At 54.3% G+C, this 24,580-nt stretch carries 15 protein-coding genes; 6 read left to right on the top strand and 9 right to left on the bottom strand.

Annotated features, from left to right (window positions below; genetic code table 11):
* Window positions 1-46 precede the first annotated feature (46 nt).
* The 6 genes from mltB to glgC form a co-directional block, all read right to left on the bottom strand.
* The gene (mltB, locus tag ACZ5BW_RS03850; protein ID WP_464542711.1) at window positions 47-1,138 is read right to left on the bottom strand and encodes a lytic murein transglycosylase B; all 1,092 of its coding nucleotides are present in this window, start codon (window positions 1,136-1,138) and stop codon (window positions 47-49) included.
* A gap of 122 nt (window positions 1,139-1,260) precedes the next feature.
* Window positions 1,261-4,863 (bottom strand): UvrD-helicase domain-containing protein, encoded by a 3,603-nt coding sequence (locus tag ACZ5BW_RS03845; protein WP_464542709.1) that lies wholly within the window; start codon window positions 4,861-4,863, stop codon window positions 1,261-1,263.
* Complete coding sequence (locus tag ACZ5BW_RS03840; RefSeq protein WP_464542707.1) at window positions 4,860-7,655, bottom strand: PD-(D/E)XK nuclease family protein; 2,796 nt, start codon at window positions 7,653-7,655, stop codon at window positions 4,860-4,862. The genes ACZ5BW_RS03845 and ACZ5BW_RS03840 overlap by 4 nt, the downstream gene beginning before the upstream one ends.
* Before the next feature lie 25 nt (window positions 7,656-7,680).
* Window positions 7,681-8,004 (bottom strand): ferredoxin FdxA, encoded by a 324-nt coding sequence (gene fdxA, locus ACZ5BW_RS03835; protein WP_464542705.1) that lies wholly within the window; start codon window positions 8,002-8,004, stop codon window positions 7,681-7,683.
* Between the two features lie 271 nt (window positions 8,005-8,275).
* Window positions 8,276-9,976: a glycoside hydrolase family 57 protein gene (locus ACZ5BW_RS03830; RefSeq protein ID WP_464542703.1), complete on the bottom strand. Its 1,701-nt coding sequence runs from the start codon at window positions 9,974-9,976 to the stop codon at window positions 8,276-8,278.
* A gap of 49 nt (window positions 9,977-10,025) precedes the next feature.
* Window positions 10,026-11,303 carry a glucose-1-phosphate adenylyltransferase gene (glgC, locus tag ACZ5BW_RS03825; RefSeq protein WP_464542701.1) on the bottom strand — a complete coding sequence of 426 codons (1,278 nt, stop codon included), beginning with the start codon at window positions 11,301-11,303 and terminating at the stop codon, window positions 10,026-10,028.
* A gap of 528 nt (window positions 11,304-11,831) precedes the next feature.
* On the opposite strand from glgC, the gene ACZ5BW_RS03820 reads away from it, so the two are divergent.
* The 3 genes from ACZ5BW_RS03820 to glgA all read left to right on the top strand — a co-directional run bounded on the left by ACZ5BW_RS03820 (window position 11,832) and on the right by glgA (window position 16,147).
* The gene (locus ACZ5BW_RS03820) at window positions 11,832-12,056 is read left to right on the top strand and encodes a hypothetical protein (RefSeq protein WP_464542698.1); all 225 of its coding nucleotides are present in this window, start codon (window positions 11,832-11,834) and stop codon (window positions 12,054-12,056) included.
* Between the two features lie 195 nt (window positions 12,057-12,251).
* Window positions 12,252-14,492: a 1,4-alpha-glucan branching protein GlgB gene (glgB, locus tag ACZ5BW_RS03815; RefSeq protein WP_464542696.1), complete on the top strand. Its 2,241-nt coding sequence runs from the start codon at window positions 12,252-12,254 to the stop codon at window positions 14,490-14,492.
* 164 nt (window positions 14,493-14,656) lie between these two features.
* The gene (gene glgA / locus ACZ5BW_RS03810) at window positions 14,657-16,147 is read left to right on the top strand and encodes a glycogen synthase GlgA (RefSeq protein ID WP_464542694.1); all 1,491 of its coding nucleotides are present in this window, start codon (window positions 14,657-14,659) and stop codon (window positions 16,145-16,147) included.
* Between the two features lie 72 nt (window positions 16,148-16,219).
* On the opposite strand, the gene glgP is transcribed toward glgA, so the two are convergent.
* On the bottom strand, window positions 16,220-18,778 hold the full coding sequence (gene glgP / locus ACZ5BW_RS03805; protein WP_464542692.1) for an alpha-glucan family phosphorylase: 2,559 nt from the start codon (window positions 18,776-18,778) through the stop codon (window positions 16,220-16,222).
* Between the two features lie 79 nt (window positions 18,779-18,857).
* Window positions 18,858-19,412 carry an oligoribonuclease gene (gene orn, locus ACZ5BW_RS03800; RefSeq protein WP_464542689.1) on the bottom strand — a complete coding sequence of 185 codons (555 nt, stop codon included), beginning with the start codon at window positions 19,410-19,412 and terminating at the stop codon, window positions 18,858-18,860.
* A gap of 105 nt (window positions 19,413-19,517) precedes the next feature.
* Between orn and ACZ5BW_RS03795 the strand changes: the two genes are divergently transcribed.
* The 3 genes from ACZ5BW_RS03795 to rsgA are packed head-to-tail and all read left to right on the top strand — an operon-like array spanning window position 19,518 to window position 22,085.
* Window positions 19,518-20,774 (top strand): M48 family metallopeptidase, encoded by a 1,257-nt coding sequence (locus ACZ5BW_RS03795; RefSeq protein WP_464542687.1) that lies wholly within the window; start codon window positions 19,518-19,520, stop codon window positions 20,772-20,774.
* 31 nt (window positions 20,775-20,805) lie between these two features.
* The gene (locus tag ACZ5BW_RS03790) at window positions 20,806-21,147 is read left to right on the top strand and encodes a 4a-hydroxytetrahydrobiopterin dehydratase (protein WP_464542685.1); all 342 of its coding nucleotides are present in this window, start codon (window positions 20,806-20,808) and stop codon (window positions 21,145-21,147) included.
* Window positions 21,144-22,085 carry a ribosome small subunit-dependent GTPase A gene (rsgA, locus tag ACZ5BW_RS03785; RefSeq protein WP_464542683.1) on the top strand — a complete coding sequence of 314 codons (942 nt, stop codon included), beginning with the start codon at window positions 21,144-21,146 and terminating at the stop codon, window positions 22,083-22,085. Before ACZ5BW_RS03790 ends, rsgA begins: the two co-directional genes overlap by 4 nt.
* A 174-nt stretch (window positions 22,086-22,259) precedes the next feature.
* Here rsgA and ACZ5BW_RS03780 read toward each other — a convergent pair whose 3' ends face one another.
* Entirely contained in the window at window positions 22,260-23,921 is a 1,662-nt protein-coding gene (locus ACZ5BW_RS03780) for a SulP family inorganic anion transporter (RefSeq protein WP_464542680.1), read from the bottom strand.
* Between the last annotated feature and the right edge of the window lie 659 nt (window positions 23,922-24,580).

Genomic DNA, 24,580 nt, shown 5'->3' with positions numbered 1-24,580 from the left:
ATAGGATGCCTTACAAAAAAAGAAATCGCGCGAGAGTTCCTCACCGCTATAAATCCGAGGCTCTCGCTGCCCGAATCTCTTCCGCCAGCTGCAACACCGACATCGCATAATTTACGCTGCGGTTGTAGCGGGTAATGACATGGAAATTATTGAAAGCCAGCCAGTACTCTTTTCCATTCTTCATCTCGAGTTCCACAAGCGTAGCCAGCCGGCCACCGGGAGCATGCCAACGGGGCGCCACACCCCATTGTCCAATCTCCGCCACAGTATAGTGCGGTGGGTGTCCTGAATATAAAGCCGCGCGGTAATCTTCCCCATTCACCACCGCGGGAAGCACTATAGGCTGGTCTGCTTCCCATCCGTAGCTCTTCAGATAATTGGCAACGCTCCCGATTGCATCCGCCGCGCTGCCGGATAAATCGATCTTGCCGTCATTATTGAAATCCACCGCGTACCGCCGGTAACTGCTGGGCATGAATTGCGGAATCCCTATTGCCCCTGCATAAGAACCCCTGATATTCAGGAGGTCAGCCTGCTGGTTTCGTCCCATCAGGAGATATTGCTCCAGCTCGCCGCGAAAGAAGGCCGCGCGCCGGGGATAGTTGAATGCAAGCGTAGTCAGGGCGTCGAGTATCCGGTGCTTGCCGTTTTGTGTCCCATAAAAAGTCTCGACACCGATTACGGCTGCGATGATCTCCTCGGGAATCCCGAAATCCCTGCGGGCACGCTCCAGGTCCGCGGCATTTGTGTTCCAGAAGGCTACACCCGCGGCAATACGCTTCGGCGTGACGAAGACAGGCCGGTATGCATACCACGGCCTTGCGGTAGCAGGCTGCGAAATCGCTTTGATGATTCCCTCCTGATACTGCGCCTGCCCAAGAATGTCCTCCAGTTCAGTCTGGACAAAGCCGTGTCTTTCGACCATTTCACCGATGAAATTTTCGACCCCCTCTTTTCTCTCCTCTTCGACCTTCCCTTCTACTTTCTCTTCGACCTTCTCTTCTATCTTTCCTTCGACCCTCTCTTCAATCTTCTCTCCTTCGATCTCCGGACGCGGCTCAGCGGTCGGAGGAACTACCGAGGTTGCCACACATCCCACCAGTGCAAAAAAAACGAATGCATATATCAGAAAGCGCATAAACTCACCTGCATATAAAAATCCAATGGTTTACTCCCTACTGGGTCGTTTGCGGAAATGTGGTCAGTAGTATCCATGTTTCACAATAAAGCCTCCGACTTCAGTCGCGGGTTATTTACCCTTCAAGTCTCGTCACCCCACTCCCGCCATCCCTTGAGCAGGGGAAAATAGAGCCCTCGCCTTACCGGCTGTCCTTCCGCTGCCTCCATGAGTGCAGCGTAACGATCCAGCTGATCGCGATAGCGCTCCTGCTCGCGATCGAGAAAGCCCTCCACATCAGCGCCTTCATGGCTGCTTGTCTTGTAGTCAACGACCCATCGTTGACCCTCCGCATCGCGAAAAGTACGATCTATCACGAAATCCATGTATTGGCCCGCAATGTTACCGGTCATGTGCAACTCGCTGCGCGCCTCCTGCTGCGGTTCCAGCAGCCAGCGTCCGCGCGGCTCGCTCACTGCGTGAGTAAGCGCTGCCATCACTCTTTTTACGGCATCATCAGAATCATCCTTACCCGTGCTGATCGCGCCGCATGCAATCAACTGGCGCCGGAAGATATCCCGCAGTTCCGTGATTCGAGCGGCATTCCAGTCAGCCAGCCCGTCCTCGGCAATACGTTGCAGCCATTTGTGGACTATATTGCCGACAAGCCTGGCTGTCTCGCCAGCCCAGGAATATTCGACTTCCCCCCGGATTGGCAAAGGAGGCTGGCTGGACTTCCACTGTAGGGCGCGCGGGGCGGGCGGAAGCTCCCAGCGGGATATCAGACGGCGAAGCGACTGGTCGATCACGGGTTTGTCTCTTGCTTCCTGCTCTTTATTGTCGCCGCATGACGGGAGGTCTGAAAAAGCTGCTTTTGCTGCGGCCTCCCTATAAAAGGACTCGACCGCAGGCCAGATTTTGCTCAGCAAAGTCCTGACCGGCGGAGGTTTGAGTTCAACCCCGCCTTCATTGCCGCTGATAGCGCCAGTACTGCCAAGAAGATGCAGACGCTTTCTGGCGCGTGTTGCAGCTACGTAGAGCAACCGTCCATCCTCCAGGCATTCCTTCTCGTCATCGAGCTTTTCGATCCACGAATAGATTGGATCGCTCCCGGAACCGGTTTCCTGGATGGGTGCGAGCAACAGATCATTCCTCCCGCTGCTTTCCTCTTCCTCTTCCGTTTCCGTTTCCGGCCATTCGTCGCGCAAATGCTCCATCCACATGAAGAGCTTCTTGTCATCGCTGCGCGACAAGCGGCCGAGGCCGGGTACAATCACGCAGTCGAACTCCAGTCCCTTGGCCTTGTGGATGGTCATGATTTGCAGGGTATCGTCCGCTTTCGCATCGGGCAAGGCGGAAAGACCTGTCAATCCTTCCTCCAATGCCGCGAGACTGCGAATGCTGCCCGCTTCCTCATGCGACTCAAGATAATCAAGGTAGGCTGAAGCGTCTTCCAGTCCTGTCTCATCTTCGAGGCACGCCGGCCCCCCCAGCGCCAACCAGGCAGCTTCAACCGTTGCCCGCAGGGATTGTCGATCCCGATTGGCCATGCACGCCTTCAATACATCACGCACCCGCAGCAGCCGTTCATAGGCATCAGCCGATACAGAGGCGATACGGTTTTCATCCTGAAGCCACTCCCACGCGGTGCCGGAACCGGTTCCGGCGTTTTCCTCTCTCTCTTCTGCGGTGCCGGGGTCGAGCGCCTCATCAGATTGACCAGGAGCAGCCGAAACAAGAGTGTGGAGGTCTGCCAGCGTAAGCCCGCACCACGGGGCTCTCAACAACGCAAACCATGCCAATCGGTCGGCCGGGTGCATCAGCGCCCGAGTGAGGACCAATAAATCCTGTACTACGGGCTGCCGGCTCAGTCCTTCGATTTCGATCGCTCGGAAACGTAATCCGGCTTTTTTGAGCCGAGGCAGGATTTCCGCCAGATGGCGGCGATTTCGAACCAGAATGGCAGTGGTGGAGCAGTTCTCATCACGCTGCGCGCGCGCGACAACCTCCACCACTTTTGCTCCCTCGGCCCCATGATCGTCGTTGAAGAATGGATGCACACTGACAGCAGCGTCTGGCAACGCAGTGCGCACGGCAACGGAGGGCGAGTAGCGTACCGAACCCGTTGAAATATTCTCGCGCTGCGGCATGACGCTTGCGAACGTCGCATTAACCCAGTCCACGATACCGCGCTGTGACCGGAAATTGGCGGAGAGTGAAACCGGACTGAGTGTCACGTTTCCAAATCCGGTAGCGCGAGCACGCAGGAACAGCCCGACTTCAGCCTGGCGGAAACGATAGATGGACTGCATCGGGTCGCCCACCACGAACATGCTGCGTCCGTCTCCCGGCTCCCATCCTGTCGTCAGTTTTGTGACCAGGTCATACTGGCTGATCGAAGTATCCTGAAACTCATCTATCAATAAATGCCGAATGCGATAATCGAGCGTGAGCGCAAGATCTGTCGGCCCCTCGGGATCACTCAGGGCGCGCAATGCTGCCTGCGCCACTTCGCTAAAATCCACCTTATCATGCAGCTGAAATACGAGCTTCAGCTGTGCAACAGCATAGGGCAGCAGCCGGATAATCGAGCCGAGTATTTTCCACTGCCCCTCGGTGTAAGCAGGTGGCGGCAGCAGGCGAATGTCGCGCAGCGACTGGCGAAGCGAATCATCATCATTTGCGGCCAACCGGGAAATCAGCTGTAACGCTCGGTCTTTCCAGGATTTTGCAATCTCTTTTTCAGCTTTGGTACCAGATGCGCCGGGTGGAAAACCTTCCCTGACGGTATACTGCTTGCGCCAATCCCCTCCTTTCGTGAGGAGCAGTTCCGAAATGGCGCACCAGCAGGAAACATCCTGCTCCTCACACCCAGGCAAGGTGTCGAACGCACTGAGCCGTTCGTATTCAACTGACATGCTCCCGCCGCTCGCCAGGTTGCTGCCGGCATATCTGGCCAGCGCAATCAGTTCATTCTGGGCGGCAGGAGGATGGAACGCCCACAATGCGCGCAAGCGCCGCAATGCCTGCCGGCGTGTATTCCCTAATGCCGCTTCCAGATCGTGTCGCTCTCGGACATGAACATGCCGCAACCAGTGGTCCCGAAGGGCCAGTATTTCTACAAGCAGTTTTTCTATACGCCCGATATCATTATCGAGGTGCTCCAGCAAACACTCGACATCACTGGCAACCGCATCGTCGCCGTCAAGCAGATCAAGAGTGGCGCGCGCCGCCTCGAGATATAGATCGGAGGCGTCATCCACCGTTTCCGGCTGCCCCCCGAACCCGGAGAGCACTGGCATCTGCCGGGTAAGGGACGCACATAGCGAATCGAATGTTTGAATGCGCAGCCGGGCAGGATGATCAGCAAGGCGCCAGTGCGCCTCCACATCCCGCCGCAGCACCGCATGAGCCAGTGTCCGGGTCGTTTTTTCATGTTCGCTTTCCTGCCCGGTTTCCTGGGCTCCGGATGAATGAGCCGCCTTCTGGGCGGAGGTCAGCGCGGCCATCAGCCGCTGGCGCATCTCCGCAGCCGCTTTGCGCGTGAACGTGATCGCCACCACCTCCTCGGGTTCTTCGACGCAAGCCAGCAGCTTGAGATAGCGTTGAATCAGAAGCCCGGTTTTACCGGATCCGGCCGGAGCCTGCACAATGAATGAGCACGCAGGATCGAGAGTCTGGCGCCGTTCCGCCTCATCCGGCGGAACACTCGATGCATTCTGCTGCAGCGGGAGCGCATTACTCATTCTTCCTCCCCTTGCTCAGTGAAATCCATGGCTGCGCGCTCGTAAATACGGCACAAGGGGCGAACATCGCATGTGCGGCAGGTCTGTGGATATTTCTTGGGGTCGACTTGCGAATGACCGCTGGAAAAATCGGTAACGACGCTTACAAGAGCATCAAACCAGGCTGCGACGAGTGCTTCCCACGAGTCATATCGATCGATGTGGCGTGATTCCGCAAACCCCTTTACGCCGGGCAAAAGATCGTTGTCGCGTGCAAGCGCGGTATACCGCATTTCTCCGGTTCTGACTTGTGCAAAGGCAATGGCGGCAGCGCCCGCCTCAGCGGCCACAAGATAGAGCGGCAGTTGAGGCTCATCCGGGCGTTCACCCAGCATCGCGTTCACGGAAGGCGCCCGTGTTTTGTAATCGATGACAATCCGGCGACCGTCGGCGAGTTCATCCACGCGATCCAGCCGTGTGCTCAAGGCGAGTCCGGCGATTTCGATACTCCTTCTGGCCTCGGTGGAAACTACAGTGAAATCGCTTCGCTTCCTCTCTTCTTCGAGCCATTCCCGGGCCAATCTTATCAGCCGCCGCTGCTCTATCCGGGCAAGACGTTCTGACAAGGTGTACGGATGCCTGACGCTCATGCGGGCAATCACCTCTCCCGCGGCGCTGGTCAGCAGTATTTTCAACTCGTCCTCAGCCAGGGCATCCAGTGTGCTTTTGTCCCTGATCCGCCCCCATACCTGGGCAAGCATCTCGTGAACCAGCGTGCCGCGCTCTGCCGCATCCAGTCCGGAATGAGGCGTCTTCAAGCCTTCCGCATGCAGACGATGTAGCGCCAACGCGCGGAATGGACAGGCGGCCTGGTCTTTTATCACCGCTACGCCGCCGCGGGCCCTGCCATCTCTTCCTTTGTCATGAACTATTCCAGGGGCCGGATCGTCCTTTATTCGCTCAAGTCGGCGTCCCTGATGGATCAGATCGCGATGTTTCACATAATCCGGAAGCAGGTTCGGAAGCTCGATATCGCTGGCAGCAATATGTGCGATCAACGGGCTTGGCGCCAGCTCGCGCGTATCGCTGCTCCCGCTATGCCGGGCGTGGCTCAGAATAACTTCCTTCGATGCAGCCAGCCATCCATCGGTAAAGCGGGATGCAAGTTCAAGAGTGGTTGCCGGCGAGCTCAGGGGCAGCCTTTCAGCGCGCTGCAGCTCGATCGGCAGGAACGGATTCGGGCGCGGTTGCAGCGGCCAGCCCTCATCCGACAATCCCATCACCCAGAGATGATCGAACATCATTCCGGCAGCTTCAAAGACGCCGAGTATCTGGATGGGAACGTCCGGCGTCTCTGGCTGAAACAAGGTATCGGCAGCCATCCCGCGCAGGTGTGAGACGGCCTGGCGATAGCTCATGCCGGTGGTAACGTTATCAAGAAGGGCGAAGCCCGCGAGGACGTCCTGCCATTTTTTGAGCGTCTGGTACTCTGAAGAGTCAGGAGTTCTTTCACCCGGAAATCCGACAAGCCGCAGGATATCGGAAATTGCTCTCGCCAGTGCGGAAGGACGCTGCTTGTCCGTCGACATTTTTTTGCAGAACTTTTCGCAGGCCGACAACAGCCTCGCCAGGATTGGACAGTTTGCGTTGTTTTCACGCTTTACCAGTCCAAGCAGGCGGTCGAGCGCGATCACAGGCTCGGCATGCTTGCGCAGTTTTGCATCAAGCTGCGCACGAGGAAGCATTTCGGCTTCCGCCCCAGCCAGGAAGGGGGAGCGTAACAAGAGGCTTGCACGCTCGAACTCGATTTCTCCCTGAATGAGCTCAAGCACAAGGAACGCAGCATGTACCAGCGGATACGAACCCAGCGCAACACCCAGGGATATGTTGAATGGCATGTGCCGCGGTGTGCCGGGAAGGGCTTGACGGACATCCGGTTCCATCACGGAGCTGAAGATCCGCACGAGGCTGCCCCGATACTCCGAAAGCTGCGGAACCACTATGCCGACGCGAGCGGCGCTATCCCTCTCGATTCGGGCCCGCGCCCACACCGCGACACGATAAATCTCATCATTGCTGACGTCGCATTCCACCCGGTGCACAGTCCGGTTTGCGGAGTGCGGTATTTCGAACCGCTGCACGGGCGGAATGATTCCTCTCACCTCATCGACCTCACAACCAGCTTCCTCAAGCTTTGCCAGCAGCGCAGCCCACTGCGGTGTAACGCTGTCGAAACCATAACAAATCAGGCGTTGCGGTATTGCGATGCCAGGGGAACCGCACAAGCCGGTTACAAGCGTGCAAAGACGTGCACGGTCGATCTGGCGAGCCTTGCGGGTGACATTTTCATAGCGGCGCGACCAGCCGCTGAATGCCCTGCAATCCTCGTTCAGCACGAATTTCCCGAGCCGGGGGATCAACTGCCACTCATGGGCAAGCACCCACGCCTCTCGGGCCAACCGTGCGGTTTCTGCCACGGAGAGCAAGACGGAAGCACCCACCGATCGGGCGACAGCCTCCTCCCACAAGAGCTGCTCCTGTGCAGATGTAAGCAGTTGGGGTAGATGAGACGCATGAGTGGAATAAAGCGCATCTTCGTAGATGCGCTCGATAAATGCGGAAACTGGCAGAATGTCGGCTGAAGCCCAGGCAGAAATTCCTTGTGCTGCCTGGATTCGATCGAACTCGCGCCTGAGGGTGATGGCGAGCCGCCGGTTGGGAGTCACAACCGTATCGCCGGCTTTCAATCCGGCGATACGGTTTACAACAACTTCGGGGAAAGGAATTTGTAGAGAATGAGAAATGGCAGGCATGCCGCGGCAAGCTACCGCTGTCGGTTCAGCGTTCCAGCTTATCCAGTTTTTCCGTTACCTTTGCCCAATCGTCGGCATCAGGCGGCGCATCCTTTCTCTCAATGATGGGTTTCCAGGCTTTGGACAATTCAGCATTCAGCGCGGTGAAATGTTGTTGATTTGAGGGTACGTCGTCCTCCGAGTAAATAGCCTCTACCGGACACTCAGCCACACACAAAGTGCAATCTATGCACTCGTCAGGATCAATCACCAGAAAATTGGGCCCCTCCCGAAAGCAATCCACTGGACACACATCCACGCAATCCGTGTATTTGCATTTGATACAACTTTCAGTTACCACATAAGTCATGACAGATCCTTGCTGAGCTCTTGGAGAATCCGCAATTTTACCAGAAATTTTATGAACATCACTATAGGCCCATGACTCCGAACCATACTGCAATCATGGGTTTAAGACCCTGTGGCGTAACCTGCTCTGTCACTGGACTGTGTCGGACTCGGGAGAGTCTGCGGTTCAATCAAGCGGGTGAGCGCGAATATGTCGGAGCGCACTTTGTCCAAGTGGCTACGGGTACATGGCTTCCCCCGCTTTGCTTTACAGCAGGAATAGAAGCAGCTACTTAGGAGGCACGCCGCATTGCGCCGCTCGTCTCATGCACCCCTCCCCCATGGCTGATGGGCTCAGTGACAGAGGCGGGTACAGGCAGTTTCAGCAGGACATAAAGATTGGCAAGATTGTCGCGGAATAACTGGTCGAAGCTCGATACCGCATAAGGCGGATTATAGTCCCCCAACCACCAGAACCAGTCGGAACTTTCGCAGGAGGCAAGCTGCCGCTCCGCTTTCTCTCTTTCGTCAGGAGTCAGGCGCCCGCTTTGCATGACGAGGTCATAGCTGTGCTTGGCTGCGCTCAGCAGATCCCACGCACGGTTCTTGTCCCGATCCCCGATCCAGGTGGAGAAGGTTCCATACACCCAGCTGCCTGCCGTCAGAACCGGCAAGCGCGCTGCTTCTGTCTCTTTCTCGGCTGCGATATAGTCGCGATAGGTCGTGGAATGGATGGAAGAGTGGTTTTCAAGAATTTCATACAGATCATTGAGAAAATAATATCCATTATAGGGATAGTATTCCCAGGCATTCTCGCCGTCGAGAATCACGCTCACGACCGGTTCCTCTCCCGGCAATGCGCTACGCCCGATCTCCTCCAGAGATCGCACCAGATGTTCGGCAGCGTCCCGTCCAAACCACTTGGCATACTCGAAACCGATCATGTCCGACAATTTCTCGTCCCGGAAGAAGCAAATGACATCGCCTGCTTTTCCGTCAACCCGATATGGCCGGTAAAGAAAGTGACTCCTCTCCGGCAGAGGCTCGCCCGGATAGGAGTGATGCAGACTGTTCGCCAGCACCCCTTCGCCACTGGCAGACCACTTGCAACCTTTTTCACCCAGTATCTCAAGTAGCGGTGCTGATACAGCTCCTTCCGCAGGCCATACTCCCTCGGGTCTTGCACCAAAACGCGCGACATGGCTTTCAATGGCGGAAACCAGTTGGGATGCGACGCGGCTTCGCCCTCCCGGATAAACCGGCTCGGCCGGCAGAGCCGAACCTGGCATGCTCTCGCGAGCGGATGAAAAATCGATCAGCAAGGGTGCGAGCGGATGGTAATGCGGTGTGGTGGAAAGCTCGATCTGCCCTGATTCCACCAGCTTGCGATAACGAGGAATCAAGCCCTGCACAACCTCTCCAATCACATCGAGCAACTGCATCCGGTCTGCATAACTGAAACCCTTCGCCTGCGTCATCAACTGGATCACTATCTCACTGCTTCGCCGCACGCTTTCACCCGTCCAGGCCAGGTGATACCAGACCAGCAGATCAGCAAGATACTGGCCGGAAAGATAGGCCAGTTCCCCGTCCCCGTATTCCCTCAACATTTCATGGATGTCGTACAGGCGTTTGTATGCAGGATACGGCTGCATCATGGTCAGATGATTGCTGCGAAAACAGCTGTCGAAGGCACGTAATCGATCTTCCTGGGAAACGTCATCCAGACTGGGAGTGGCCAGCAACCGCAACAGCGGATCCCGGATCTCTCCGGAAGCAAACTGGGTGGCATAGTCCTCGAGCTGATCCAGCAGCACTGGCACGAAATTGACCACCGCCTTAATACGGGGGTGGGCCTCAAGGTGAGCGACCATATCGCTGTAATCCTTGATCGCGTGCAGGTATACCCATGGGAGCATGAATTCGCCGGTCTCGTAATTGCGATAATCCGGCTGATGCATGTGCCACAGCAAGACTAATTGTACTGGTTGCATATCTCGTACACCTATTTAATCAACCTTATCCAGATCCGATCCGTTTCTATTATCTTACATAATGTATCTTTTGCCCCAGCATTTCCGGAGTGACAAGCGTAACACCCGTTTCAGTCACATAAAAACGCTTTCTGTCTTCCACCGGATCAAATCCCACCTCCAAACCGGGAGGAATGATGCAGTTCTTGTCGACCACTACCCGCCTCAACCGGGCGTTTCGACCTACATCCACGTTCGGCAATATCACCGAATCTTCAAGACTGCTGTAACTTCGCACCTGCACGTTGGAAAACAACAGCGAGCGGCGCACCGTCGCCCCGCTGATAATGCAGCCCCCGGAGACCATGGAATCCAGCGCCTGTCCCCGCCGATCATCATTATCAAAGACAAATTTGGCCGGGGGCAGTTGCTCCTGGTGCGTCCAGATAGGCCAATCCTGATCATACAAGTTCAGCTCGGGTGTCACCTGAACCAGGTCGAGATTGGCCTCCCAATACGCATCGACTGTGCCCACGTCGCGCCAATACGGTACGCCAGATACCATGTTCACGCAACTGTCCGAGAAGCGGTGGGTGAATACGCGGCTTCGTGGTACAAGATGCGGGATCAGGTCCTTGCCGAAATCATGCGACGAGTTCGAATCATCGTGATCGCGTATCAACTGATCGAAAAGAAATTCAGCGTTGAAAACGTATATTCCCATGCTGACAAGCACATAGCCCGGACGGCCTGGAACCGCTGTGGGAGCTGAAGGTTTTTCGGCGAAACCTGTCACCCTTCCGTCCTTGGTTACACTCATGACTCCGAAAGCGCTCGCCTCCTCCAGAGGAAGATCAATGCAGGCAATGGTCATCTCGGCGGATTTCGCAATGTGATCGGCCAGCAATTTGGCATAATCCATTTTGTAGACGTGATCGCCCCCCAGGATCAGTACGTAGTTCGGATTATGACTCCGCAGGATGTCGATATTCTGGTATACGGCATCCGCTGTTCCCTGGTACCAGCTTTCTTCAGTTCTCTGCTGTGCCGGCAACAGTTCGATGAATTCCTGAAACCGTCCGTCAAGAAATCCCCATCCTTGCTGGATATGGCTGATCAGGCTTTGCGCCTTGTATTGCGTTGCGACACCAATGCGGCGAATACCAGAATTCACGCAATTTGAAAGAGGGAAATCGATGATGCGGAATTTGCCGCCGAAAGGAACCGCGGGTTTCGCCCGCCAGTCGGTCAGCTGCCGCAGCCGGGTGCCGCGGCCTCCAGCCAGTATCATTGCTATCGAATTACGTGTGATCTGGCTATAAGAGCGCAAGTCAGCCGGCAATTTCATTCAGACCTCCCTTGAATTGTCGCATGGACGACTCTTTGACCACTATATTATTGCAGTTGCAGCAGTTTTCTGCAGCTAAATTGAAGGAAGCGCAAGCGCCTTGTTTGCGCCGGGGCTGTTTCGCCGGGGCTGTTTTCTCCTCGCCTGCTCCTCTTATGGCCCGCCCACGCAGCCCAAAGCCTGAGGTTACCAAAGTCATTGCGGAACGGGCTAAAATAGCGAAGCAAATTATTGTGCGGGGCGGGCGGACGGATTCCAGTATTGCCGGTTTGCTTGATGGTCCGATGGCATTAGGCCATGCACGTGCGGCACGCGATTTTTTTATTAGCCGTACCTGAGCCTGGACCACGCTTTCCCGCACATCCTGATAGAGCAAGGATAACTATTAGCGTGAGGATTTTGAACATCTCCACTCCTAAAAAATATCCCTCTTTCCCTCTTTCGCCCTTGGGAACAGGAATAATGCTCCTGTGTAGTGTAAATCATGCAGCAACCGATTAACCAGGCCAAATCAAGAGGAGAAATAAAGTGGCAGCAACCAGAAGCTACAAAATCATCTTCGCCAACGAGGGGTCGTTTGCAGTCAACGCGCTCGCCCTTGCATGTGACGGCTCGTGGCGAGATGCGGTCCAGCACTACAACGGTAAGCATGATCTGGCGTTTATCGACGTAAAAGAAGAGAACGCGGCACACCTGGAAGAAATGCTGGAGCAGGACGACAATGTTCTCTCCTACTTATGTACTGATCATTAAAAAGAGATCATCCGCCGAAATCCGCGAAGCCGGGCAATTTCTCGGGCTGACGCAGCCCCGGTTTGGGAAACTCCGGCAGGTCTCTGGCAAGGAAGCGCGGCGCGTGAAGCACGCCAATCACGAAACGAGATCAGTCCTGCTCGTAGGTAGTTGCCGCCATCGCTATCCCAGGCTATCACACGTTATAATCGATGCATGCGACCGCATCTTACAATACAGCGTTCCTCCATCAAGCGAGACCCCCGGCTGCATGCCCTGCTGGCCGGGCGCCTGCACGATCCTTTCAGCTTCCTTGGCGCCCATGCGGAACATGAGCATTGGGTGGTGCGCGCCTTCCATCCTTATGCTGCAAGCCTCTCGATTGATGCAGGCGGCGGTTTCGAAAGCATGACAAGAGTCCATCCTGCCGGAGTTTTTGAATGGCGGGGACTTATACCGCCGCCACGGCCTTATCAGCTACGCATCGAAGAGGCTTCCTTCGAAGCACCAGCACGGGTGTACGATACTTATGACGCCTATGCGTTCCCTCCGCAAGTTTCGGAACATGACCTGTATCTGTTCAACGAAGGCCGCTTGCATCAGGCTTACAAGACGCTCGGCTCTCATCTGGTGGAAATGGAAGGGGTTGCCGGAGTTCGTTTTTCCGTCTGGGCGCCGAATGCGGAACGCATCAGTGTGGTGGGAAGCTTTAACCGCTGGGATGGGCGTATCCACCCGATGGCCTCCCATGGTCAGAGTGGAGTATGGGAATTGTTCATCCCCGGTGTGCCGACGGATTCATTTTATAAATATGAAATCCGGAATCGTGATACCGGCGCGATCCTTCTTAAAACGGATCCTTATGCCCGTCATTATGAAGTACGTCCCGGCACTGCTGCCTGTACTCCATTCGACAGCAAGATGACGTGGAATGACGCGCGATGGATGACGCAGCGCGCAGTATGGGATTGGCTTAGCACTCCGCTCAATATTTATGAAATTCATGCCGGATCATGGAAACGGCACGCGGATGGAAGTTTCTATTCATACCGGGAGCTTGCCGGTCATCTGATCCCGTATGTACGGAAAATGGGGTACACGCATATCGAGTTGCTTCCCATTTCGGAACATCCCCTGGATGAATCCTGGGGTTATCAGACGACGGGTTATTTTGCCGCAACCAGCCGGTATGGCACGTCGGACGATCTGAAATTTTTCATCAACGCCTGTCATCAGGAGGAAATCGGCGTAATCCTGGACTGGGTCCCCGCGCACTTTCCGCAGGATGCTTTCGCCCTTGCCCGATTCGATGGCAGCGCGCTATATGAACATGAGGATCCCCGCATGGGCCTGCATCAGGACTGGGGGACGCACATTTTCAACTACGGGCGTAATGAGGTGAAATCATTTCTCCTTTCCAGCGCCCACTACTGGCTATCGGAATTTCATCTTGACGGGCTGCGGGTCGATGCTGTCGCCTCCATGCTCTATCTCGACTATTCGCGGCTTCCAGGTGAATGGCTGCCGAACAGATATGGTGGCAGGGAGAATCTGGAGGCCATCGATTTTCTGCGTGAACTGAATATCATGGTGCACCAGGAATTCCCGGGCGCGCTGACACTTGCCGAGGAATCCACCGCATGGCCGGGTGTGTCCCGCCCCACTTACCTCGGCGGGCTGGGTTTTTCCATGAAGTGGAACATGGGCTGGATGAACGACACCCTGGTATATATGCGCAATGATCCGGTCTACCGGCGTTTCCATCACGACCAGCTGACATTCGGCCAGTTGTACGCATACAGCGAAAATTTCTTGCTGCCGTTCTCCCACGATGAAGTCGTTCACGGCAAAGGCTCGCTCTTGGGCAAGATGCCGGGAGATGCATGGCAACAATTCGCCAACCTGCGCCTGCTGTTTACCTATCAGATGACATATCCCGGAAAAAAACTCAATTTCATGGGGAATGAATTTGCCCAGGGGCGGGAGTGGAATTCATCGCGCGAACTCGACTGGTATCAGTTGGGCGATAGCTGGCATCATGGAGTAAAGATGGCAGTGCGTGACCTCAACCAACTGTACAGTACCGTTGCTGCACTGCATCAACGTGATTTTGAGCCGGAAGGTTTTTCGTGGGTGGATTGTCACGATGCGGACAACTCTGTGATCAGTTATCTGCGTTTTGCACGAAACGGTTCGTTTGCTCTGGTGGTACTCAATTTTACGCCGGTGCCACGCAGCCGTTATCGCATCGGCGTGCCCGCAGCGGGGAGCTATCAAGAAATCTTCAACAGCGATTCTCGTTACTATGGAGGCAGCGATCTCGGTAACATGGGAAGTATCCAGACAACTGCCCAGCCTTCCATGGAACGGGCGGATTCAATTGTTATCACCCTGCCCCCGCTTGCCGGGCTCATTTTTGTTCATACTGATCTGCCTGCAACCAGCACCGACGGATAAGGGAGGCAGGTTGATCCTCCAGGACAAATCCATAACCCTGGTAGAGCCGCGGCGATAATCAATAACAGTACTGAGACATGCGAGCGCCACGTAGCGTTATGCCTATGCTTCCTGCTCAGTTAACCCGGCTCCCATATGACAATGAACAGTAAACGGAAAAACTCATGACTCCTGCACGATCACATCCGCACCTCGACGTTCTATTCATCACGCCCGAGATTCACCCTCTTAACAAAACCGGAGGACTGGGTGAGGTGAGCGCTGCCTTGCCCACGGCCTTGAGCGAGCTTGGAGCAGACGTGCACATACTCATTCCGGGTTATCCTCAGGTACTCAACGGATTGAAAAACAAGCAGAAGATAGCGGAGTTTGCCGCTCAATCCTCATTTCCGGCAGCAACGCTGCTGTCGGCAAGGCTGCCATTTGGCGCGTCTGGCAATGTTCCCCTGCTCATTATTGATTGCCCGGAGCTCTACTGGCGTGACGGAGGCCCCTACACCGACGCCCAGGGACACAACTGGCCCGATAACGCGATACGCTTTGGCCTTCTCTCAAAAATCGGCGCGATTCTGGCAAGCGATGCCAGCCCTCTGGACTGGCATCCAGACGTTGTTCATTGCAATGACTGGCAAAGCGGCCTCGTCCCTGCCTATCTCCATTTCCATAAGGGAACAAAGGCAGCATCTCTGATGGTGATTCATAACCTCGCTTTTCAGGGAGTATTTTCCCCCGAGACTGTATCTCAGATGGGATTGCCTCAGGCCAGCTTCCATGCCGAAGGAGTGGAATATTATGGAGGCATGTCCTTCCTCAAGGCTGGACTCTACTATTGCGACCACATCGTCACTGTAAGCCCTACTTATGCGAGGGAGATTCAGGTGCCGCCTCTCGGTTTTGGCATGGAAGGACTGCTCTCCCGACGGCACGAGCGCATCACGGGCATTGTGAACGGCATCTCCGATGAGTGGGATCCTGTCAATGATCCCCATCTTGAGCAAAACTATTCGATGGATGATCTGTCCGGCAAAGTCATCAACAAGACCGGGCTGCAACAGCAACTGGGGCTTACCGTCGATCCTGATATTCCGCTGTTTGGCGCAGTGAGCCGCCTCACTTATCAGAAAGGCTATGATCTGCTTTTGCGGATCGTCACACAACTGATTGACATACCCGGGCAACTCGTTATTTTGGGAAGTGGCGAAGCGATGCTGGAGCAGGAGCTGATGCGGATGGCAAGAAATCATCCCGGAAAAATGGCGGTACGCATCGGTTTTGACGAAAAACTGGCGCATCTGATAGAGGCAGGGGCTGACAGTTTCCTGATGCCATCGAGGTTTGAACCCTGTGGTCTGAATCAGATGTACAGCCAGTGCTACGGCACTCCTCCCCTCGTCCATGGGACGGGCGGCTTGCTCGATACCGTCGTTGACTGCACGACGGGGAGCCTGGCCGATGGAACCGCCACAGGTTTCGTATTTCATGAACTGACGCCCGAGGCCTTTCTGGGCACATTGGAGAGGACTGTTGCGGCGTATCGTGACAAACCGGTGTGGCGTCGTTTGATGCGAAACGGTATGGCGCAGGATTTCAGTTGGCGTGCCAGCGCAGCCGACTACCGGAAAATCTACCTGTCGCTGCTCGACCAGAAACGATAGGCGCCAACGCAAGCACCATGTCTGCACGACGGACAGAGGCAGGTAGAGAAGGCAAAGGCAGATGGAGGAAACCTACAGCCACACCATCATGCCCATTTCGAATGGATGGGTCAGCAAAGCATGATACGGATAGACCCGGATATAGTAGTCCAGCTTGCCGCACAAGTCGGGAGTATGGTCCAGTTTGAACAGGTGCTCGGCCGATTCTTCCTCGATACCGCTGAACTCGAAGCGGACATGCTTGAACGAGCATAGCGTAGTCTTTTTCAATCGACGACAGATCAGCAGTTCGACCACCACATCCTCCGGATGTAACCCGTTCAGCTTCACTGCGACACGAAAATCCACTGCCTCGCCGAAACTGATCTGGCCGGAGGGCGTAACCAGACGCCGAATCTCAACGCCGGGCCACGCTTTTCTTACGAATGCTTTCCAGGCCGCTATCTTTCTTGCGTTGCTGAAGTCATCCGCCGCATAAAGCGCACCCTGCTTTTTTGCCGGCAGGTAAAACTTCGTGGTGTATTCGGTCACCATGCGAGTGGCGTTGTAACGCGGCAGCAGCGACTTCATCGAATTCTTCGCCATCTTTACCCAGCCCGAAGAATAGCCCAGCTTATCGCGGTTATAGTAAAGGGGAGCTACATGGTCCTGCAGCGTTTCATAAAAATCCTTGCTTTCTTCCTTGTCGCGACGCACTGGATCCATATTCTCGGGCCCCGGCTTGATAGCCCAGCCATTCTTTCCGTCATAGCCTTCTCCCCACCATCCATCGAGGACGCTCAGGTTGATTGTTCCGTTGATGCCTGCTTTCATCCCGGAGGTTCCGCTTGCCTCCAACGGATACACGGGACTGTTGATCCATACGTCCACACCGGCCACCAGACGGCGGGCAAGGCGGAGATCATAGTCTTCGACCAGGAGAATCTGGCCCTCGAATTCGGGCATTCGGGCAACTTCACTCACTCTCCGGATCAAATCCTGTCCAGGCACGTCGGCAGGGTGCGCCTTTCCGGCAAAGACGATCATCACCGGCCGCTCCTGCTGGAGCATGATTCTGCGCAGCCAATCAAGATCTTCGAATAGCAATGTTGCGCGCTTATAGGTGGCGAAGCGCCGACCAAAGCCGAGTGTCAGAATGTTCGGATTTATGGGGTCAGTGAAGCGCAGAAGCCGGTCAAGATGTGCTTCTGAAGCATGATTACGCGTATTCTGCGTGGTGAGGCGGGCGCGTATGCCATAGAACATTTGTGATTTCAGAGTTTGGCGGACACTCCAGAACAGATGGTCAGGAATGGTGTCGATGCGTGACCAATATTCCGTATCGCACATGTTGTTGCGCCACTCGTATCCCAGGTAGCGGTCGAACAGGTCAGCCCATTCCTGCGCGAGGAACGTGGGAACATGCACCCCGTTGGTGATATATGACATGGGATTTTCTTCCGGCTCGATCTGGGGCCACACGTCCTTGCAGATGCGCGCAGACACATTCCCGTGGATCTTGCTTACACCATTCTGATAGCGCGAGGCCCGGATGGCGAGATCAGTCATGTTGAAATCGTCACTGCCCGGGACACGGGCAAGCCCGATAAAGTCCTCACGAGTAATATGGAGATCACGATAGAATGGCTCAAAATAGGCGTTGATCAAGTCATCACTGAAATGATCGTGCCCGGCGGGCACTGCTGTATGGGTTGTAAATACGGTGCTTGCAGCTACGGCTTCGAGTGCTGCGGGAAAATCCAGACCTTGCTGCACAAGGCCGCGAATGCGCTCCAGCATCATGAAAGCTGCGTGGCCTTCGTTGATGTGCCATATCGTCGGCTCGATGCCCATTTCCCGTAGTGCGCGGATCCCACCCACGCCAAGCATGATTTCCTGCTCGATGCGCATCACTCTGTCGCCCCCATAGAGCTGATGCGTGATGTCGCGATCGCCCGCTGAGTTTTCAGGCAGGTCCGTGTCCAGCAGATACAGGCTTACATGTCCTATTTTTGCCCGCCAGACCTTTACCGCCACCCGGCGTTGCAACAACTCCACTTCTATTCGTACTTCAGATCCATCCTGCCGCAGGACTGGCGCAACAGGCAAATCCGAAAAATCCGAATCAGCGTAAATGACCTGCTGGTTCCCCTGGTTATCGATCATCTGGAAAAAATATCCCTGACGGTAGAGCAAGCCGATACCGATCAATGGCAGGCGCAAGTCGCTGGCTGCCTTGCAGTGATCACCCGCCAGAATGCCAAGTCCTCCCGAATAAATCGGGAAACTCTCATGAAAACCGAATTCGAAACAGAAATAGGCGATCTTGTCGCTCGGGTTCAGGCTCGTATTAATGCCATTCCACAACGTCTCCGAATGATAGTAGTCATAAGCGGACACTATGCTGTTGTAATTGGCCAGGAAAACCTGATCTTCGGCTGCCTTGAGCAGCAGCGTTTCATCCACACGCTTGAGGAAAGCTTTCGGGTTATGTCCGACGGCTCCCCACAGGATCGGATCGAGGCGTGAGAACAGCGAGCGCGTGGCTCGATCCCAGCTGTACCACAGATCGTTGGCAAGATCTTCGAGACGTGCCAGCCGGGACGGGATTTTCGGGGTGACAGCAATGGTAAACAAGGTACCTTTCGACATACTCAATCTTCCCTGAGAGGTTGAAAAATGGGGTACCGAAATAGCTGGCCTAATCCCGGGTTTTTTATATCGACGCGGCTCATGGCTCTACCGCCTGCATGAAATGTTCACGGTAATATTTCAGCTCCGCAATGGAGTCGTATATATCCGACAGCGCTTCATGCTTGCATTGTTTTGTCACGCCGGCCAGAATTTCTGGTTTCCAGCGCTTTGCCAGTTCCTTCAAGGTGCTTACGTCGAGGTTGCGGTAATGGAAACAGGCTTCCAGCCGAGGCATCCAGCGTGCCAGAAAACGCCGATCCTGGCAGATCGAATTGCCGCACATTGGCGAAACTCCGGCAGAAATATGTTCTTGAAGAAAAGCAATCATACGTGCTTCCACTTCGGCTTCCGTCAGCCCGGATGCCCGCACCTTTTCCACCAGGCCCGATTTCGCATGCGTGGATTTGTTCCAGCTATCCATTCCATCGAGCACCGATTCAGATTGCGACAAGACCAGCACCGGAGCTTCCGCAAGAACATTCAACCATGAATCCGTTACGACCAGAGCGATTTCGAGTATGCGGTCACTGTCCGGGCTGAGCCCGCTCATTTCCATATCGATCCAGATGAGGCGGCCATTGTCTTGTGTCATAATTGAATCGCCTTGAATTTTCGACATGTAATTGTGTCATATCGCTATTGATCAGTCATCCTTCAACCGTAAATCCTGATTTGGCCAGTACAACTTCCACTGCACATGCCTATTTTCACTATCATTTTTCTTACCGTCCTGGCTGTCACTTTTCTTATGCGAATGTGGCTGGCGAAACGGCATATCGACTACGTCATTTCACATCGCGATCAGGTTCCGCAGGATTTTTCGTCACAGATATCATTGAAGGCGCACCAGAAAGCAGCCGACTACACCTGCGCGAAAACCCGTCTCGGATATGCCAGCATCCTGCTCGATGTTGTGTTGCTGCTGATACTCACCCTCGGAGGCGGCCTGAACGCTCTCCATACCGCTATATCGAATTGGACGAGCGATCCGTTGATGCACGGAGTGGCACTTATCGCAAGTGTCATGTTCCTGACGAGCGTAGTCGGCCTACCCCTGAGTTACTATCGCACCTTCGTGATAGAAGAGCAGTTCGGCTTCAACAAAATGAATCCACGCATGTTCTTCCTTGATCTGGCAAAGCGGTTTACCCTGGGAATCGTGCTGGGCATGCCGCTGCTGCTTGCCGTCCTGTGGTTGATGGAAAAAATGGGTGAATACTGGTGGTTTTATGTCTGGCTGGCATGGGTGATCTTCAACTTGCTGGTGCTGGCGATCTTCCCTACCTGGATCGCCCCTCTCTTCAACAAATTCACTCCGCTGGACGATGTTTCTTTGAAGACGCGGATTGAAGAGCTGATGCGGAAATGCGGCTTCAAATCCAGCGGTCTTTTCGTGATGGATGGATCGCGCCGCAGCAATCATGGCAACGCCTATTTCACAGGATTCGGCAAAACAAAAAGGATTGTCTTCTTCGATACCCTGCTGTCCCGGCTGGATGCACAGGAAATTGAAGCGGTGCTGGCGCACGAGTTAGGGCATTTCAGGCGTCATCATGTCATAAAGCGCATTGCCTGGACATTCGCGATGAGTCTGCTGTTTCTCTGGGGGCTTGGCTATCTGATGCAACAGGACTGGTTTTACCAGGGATTGGGTGTCCCGGTTGCGACAGTGCCCTCCACAGCGATGGCGTTGCTGCTGTTTTTCCTGATAATGCCTGTGTTCACTTTCCTGTTTCAGCCACTGGCAAGCCTGTACTCGCGCAAACACGAGTTTGAAGCGGATGAGTATGCCGCCCACAATGCTTCCGCAGCCGATCTCGTGCGCGCGCTCCTGAAACTTTATCAGGACAATGCATCGACACTTACGCCGGATCCTCTGCACTCGGCATTTTATGATTCTCACCCGCCTGCCGCGCTAAGGATAGCGCGATTGAGAAGTCTGGCGCATAATTAACTCTGTTCTATATTGATCAGCAGGAGCGCGAATGAATACCACTGTTAATGATCTCGCTACAAAACAATGCAAACCTTGTGAAGGAGCGATGCCTCCTTTGTCACAGGAGGAAATAACTCAGTTGATGCGGCAGCTCGATGGCTGGAACTATCTTGGAAAAACGATTCGCAAGGAATTCAGTTTCAAGAACTACTATCAAACAATGGCATTCGTTAACGCTATAGCATGGATATCACACCGGGAGGACCATCATCCCGACATTACCGCAGGTTACAACAAATGTCTGGTGGAATACACAACCCATGCTATCGGTGGTTTGTCAGAGAATGACTTTATTTGCGCCGCGAAAATTGACACGCTTTTTCAAATTTGAGATCGCCAGGCTGTCCATCAGTTACCTTACCTCCCCTTCATGGAGAAATTATAGCGGCCTTCGGCAGGCATTTCCTCGTTAAAACCGCGGATGACTCGACGCTCACATGCGTGTTACGCGGAAAAAAGAGCGGGGCGGCCTGCGGCGATCGGGTTGAAATTCATCAAACGGCGCCTGAGCAGGGGGTTATCGAAAGGATCTTGCCGCGTAGCGCGCTTTTATACCGTAGTGATATCTCCCGCGAGAAACTCATCGCAGCCAATGCGACCCAGGTAATCATTGTAGTGGCGGCAGTCCCCAGCTTCAGCGAGGAACTGATAAATCGCTGCCTGGTTGCCGCCGAAAGCCAGCGGCTCAATGTTCTGATCGTACTCAACAAGACAGACCTGACAGGACCTGGCAGCGCTGCCCTGGATAGGCTCTCACTCTACCGCGAACTTGGCTACGCTTTGTTACCCATCAGTGCCAGAAACGACGTAAAACCCCTGCTGTCCCATCTGGAAAACCATCTCAGCGTACTGGTGGGTCAATCCGGTATGGGAAAATCCACCATTATCAATGCGCTTGTTCCTGCCGCCGAGCGTGCCACTGCCGACATTTCCGCCACACTCGACGCAGGGCGCCACACGACAACTCATGCGCGGCTTTATCATCTCGACAGGGATGCCCTCATCATAGATTCACCCGGAATTCAGCAGTTCGGCTTGCAGCATCTGAGCATTGAAGATATCGCCTGGGGATTCAGGGAATTTCGTCCCTACATCGGCAAATGCAAGTTCAATAACTGCCGCCATTCAAGCGAACCAGGGTGCGCATTGGTGGATGCGATGCAGGAGAATAAGGTGAGCGTACGCCGCATTGACCTCTATCATAAGCTGATCGCCTCGCTACGCACGGATCGTCATCCATCTTCTCCCTTGCGAACCAAAATCCAGTAGCGGTTTCCAATCCACTTACTTCCGTTCGACACAGACGGTACGGAACATGGCATTGCGTATCATAAAAGCTGCGATACGGTCTTTTCCATAAGCTAAAAGCACGATGGACCGGAGATACGGTCCATCGTGCTTTTATTACTTATTACTTTTATTACGAAGCTTGCTGGTCAGGCATCACTCCCTCGACGTGCTACCATCAAGCGAAGGTGCGGTAGCGCCGACTTTTTCCTTCTTCGCCTTTCTTCCCGCGAGTGGATGAGCAGAGAAAGGTTGGAAGCGATCGAAACCTGTTACCGTCACCGCTCCCCCTTTTTCGACATATTGCTCCTCGAAATGCTCCAGGAATTCCATGAAGGTATGATCGACCAGCGTTGCCTGGCTGAAGTCGAGAACGACTTCTTTTTGGGGTTCAAACTTGGCCAGTACCTTCTTGAAGCCGATCAGGTTGGAAAATATCGCGGCGTCCTGAACGTTCATGTAGTACTGATTTCCGGTCTGCTTCAGTTGATAGCGCGCCGCGAAAAGGTTGCCGAACGATGCACCATTTACGATATGGAAGACGAATTTGACGAGAATACCTGCGCCGATACCCATCAACAGGTCGCTGGCGACCGTCACCGCAATCGTAACCAGGAAGATCGTCAACTGCTCGCTGCCAATCTTGTAGGTCTTGAAAAACTCATGCGGCGAGGCCAACCGATAGCCGACGAAGATCAGCATGGCTGCTAGCGCGGCATTCGGAATCATCTCGATCACGGGGATCAGGAGCAGCATCGAAACAAACAGGCAGAAGCCGTGGAAGAAATTGGCCCAGCGCGTACGCCCACCGAAAGCAACGTTCGCGGAGCTGCGAGCAACTTCCGAGATCATCGGGGAGCCACCGATCACGGCTGCAAAGGTGTTTCCGGCGCCAACCGCAATAAGATCCTTGTTGAAATTCGATTGCCTTCTCCAGGGATCCATACTGTCAACGGCTTTGACGGTCAGGCAGGACTCCAGGCTCCCTACCAGCAGGAACATGATCACATATTTCCAGAATGCCCCTGTTCCGATTTGCGAGAAATCGGCATTAAAAGCAATTTCCTTCCAGAAGTCACCGATGTGCACGAGTATGTGCGCAGGCTGCGTCGTCTTGAAGTCCAGGAATATGGCGCCCGGAATCGCGATCAGCAGAACGATCATCGGTGCCGGAATTTTTTTCACTAAAGGGCTTTTTATCATAGGCAATCCGAACAGGACGATCAGGCTGAGTATCCCGACTATTGCCACAGGCCCGTTTGGATTCATGATGGAATGGGGCAGGTGAGCATAAAGCTTCACAGGTCCCATTCCCGCCAGTGTCGCCGGGTCTATTCCGAGGAGGATGTGCGCCTGCTTCGAAATAATGATAAGCCCGATCGCAGCCAGCATTCCATGTACCGCGGATAGCGGGAAGAAATCGCTAAGCGAACCCGCTCTCATGAAGCCTATAACGACCTGCAGCGCGCCCGCTACTACCATGACGCCCAAGGCCATTTTCCACCCTTCCGGACCGCCGCCGACTTCAGCAACGCAGCCTGCGACAATGGTGATCAAACCCGCCGCAGGGCCTTTGATGGTGAGCGGCGAACCGGCAAAGAGGGCGACCAGCACCCCGCCGATCATGGCTGTAAGAACACCCATCGCAGGAGGGAAATCCCCCGCCTTCGCAATACCCAGGCTCAAAGGCAACGCCAGCAGGAATACGAAGAAACCCGCGGTGAAATCGTATTTGAAATTCTGCATCATCCCCGCCAGACCATCTTTCGGTACTGTCAGTTTAGCGGTAGAAGCAGTAGTTGCATTAGCTGAACTCATCAGTGATAACTCCCATTAGTTGGATATTAAATATCCCGAATAAAAAAGTCTCATATTTCCATTAATTTCCATTCGCCTGCCAGGTCCCAGCAGCAGGTTTATCCAGAGGGTTTGAAGAGCCTCATCCGCGGTACTTTTCGTCTATAAAACATGAATGTGTTCATCCCAACCAGGTTTCCCAAATTTCCGTGGCCTGCGCCATTCGTCTTCACATTTGTGATATAGTTCATCTTTTATTCCATCCCCTTTCAGAGGAGTTGCTCAAAGTACGGAATACCATCCGGCATTTCCTTTTTCCACCCTCTACACCCCAGCATCTTTTTTCTTCCGAAGTGTGTGAGGCTTCGCATACTTTGTCTTTTATTGCCTCTGATGAGGCGTAGTTGCGTGCGCTGAAGTCGTCAGAAACGATTTGTCTACGCTCTGGTACCCCCCTTGCGGGAGAGCGAATACATTTTCTGAAACCTTCTGAGGCGTTCACTTATTACTCATTACTCCGGTACCTCCTTATTTCCTGATAACCCCCCTTGTAGATACTCGTTGAGCGCCGGCTTTATTCCGAGGTTTCTCTCACATGGCTTCTGATTCCCTGGGTTTAAGCCGGCGCCTTTCATTTCCATCAGATCTGTCTGTTTATTCCCACTTTCATATCATTGCTT

The organism is Nitrosospira sp. TNL300, assembly GCF_055385915.1.
This window is presented reverse-complemented; position numbering and strand designations above follow the sequence as displayed.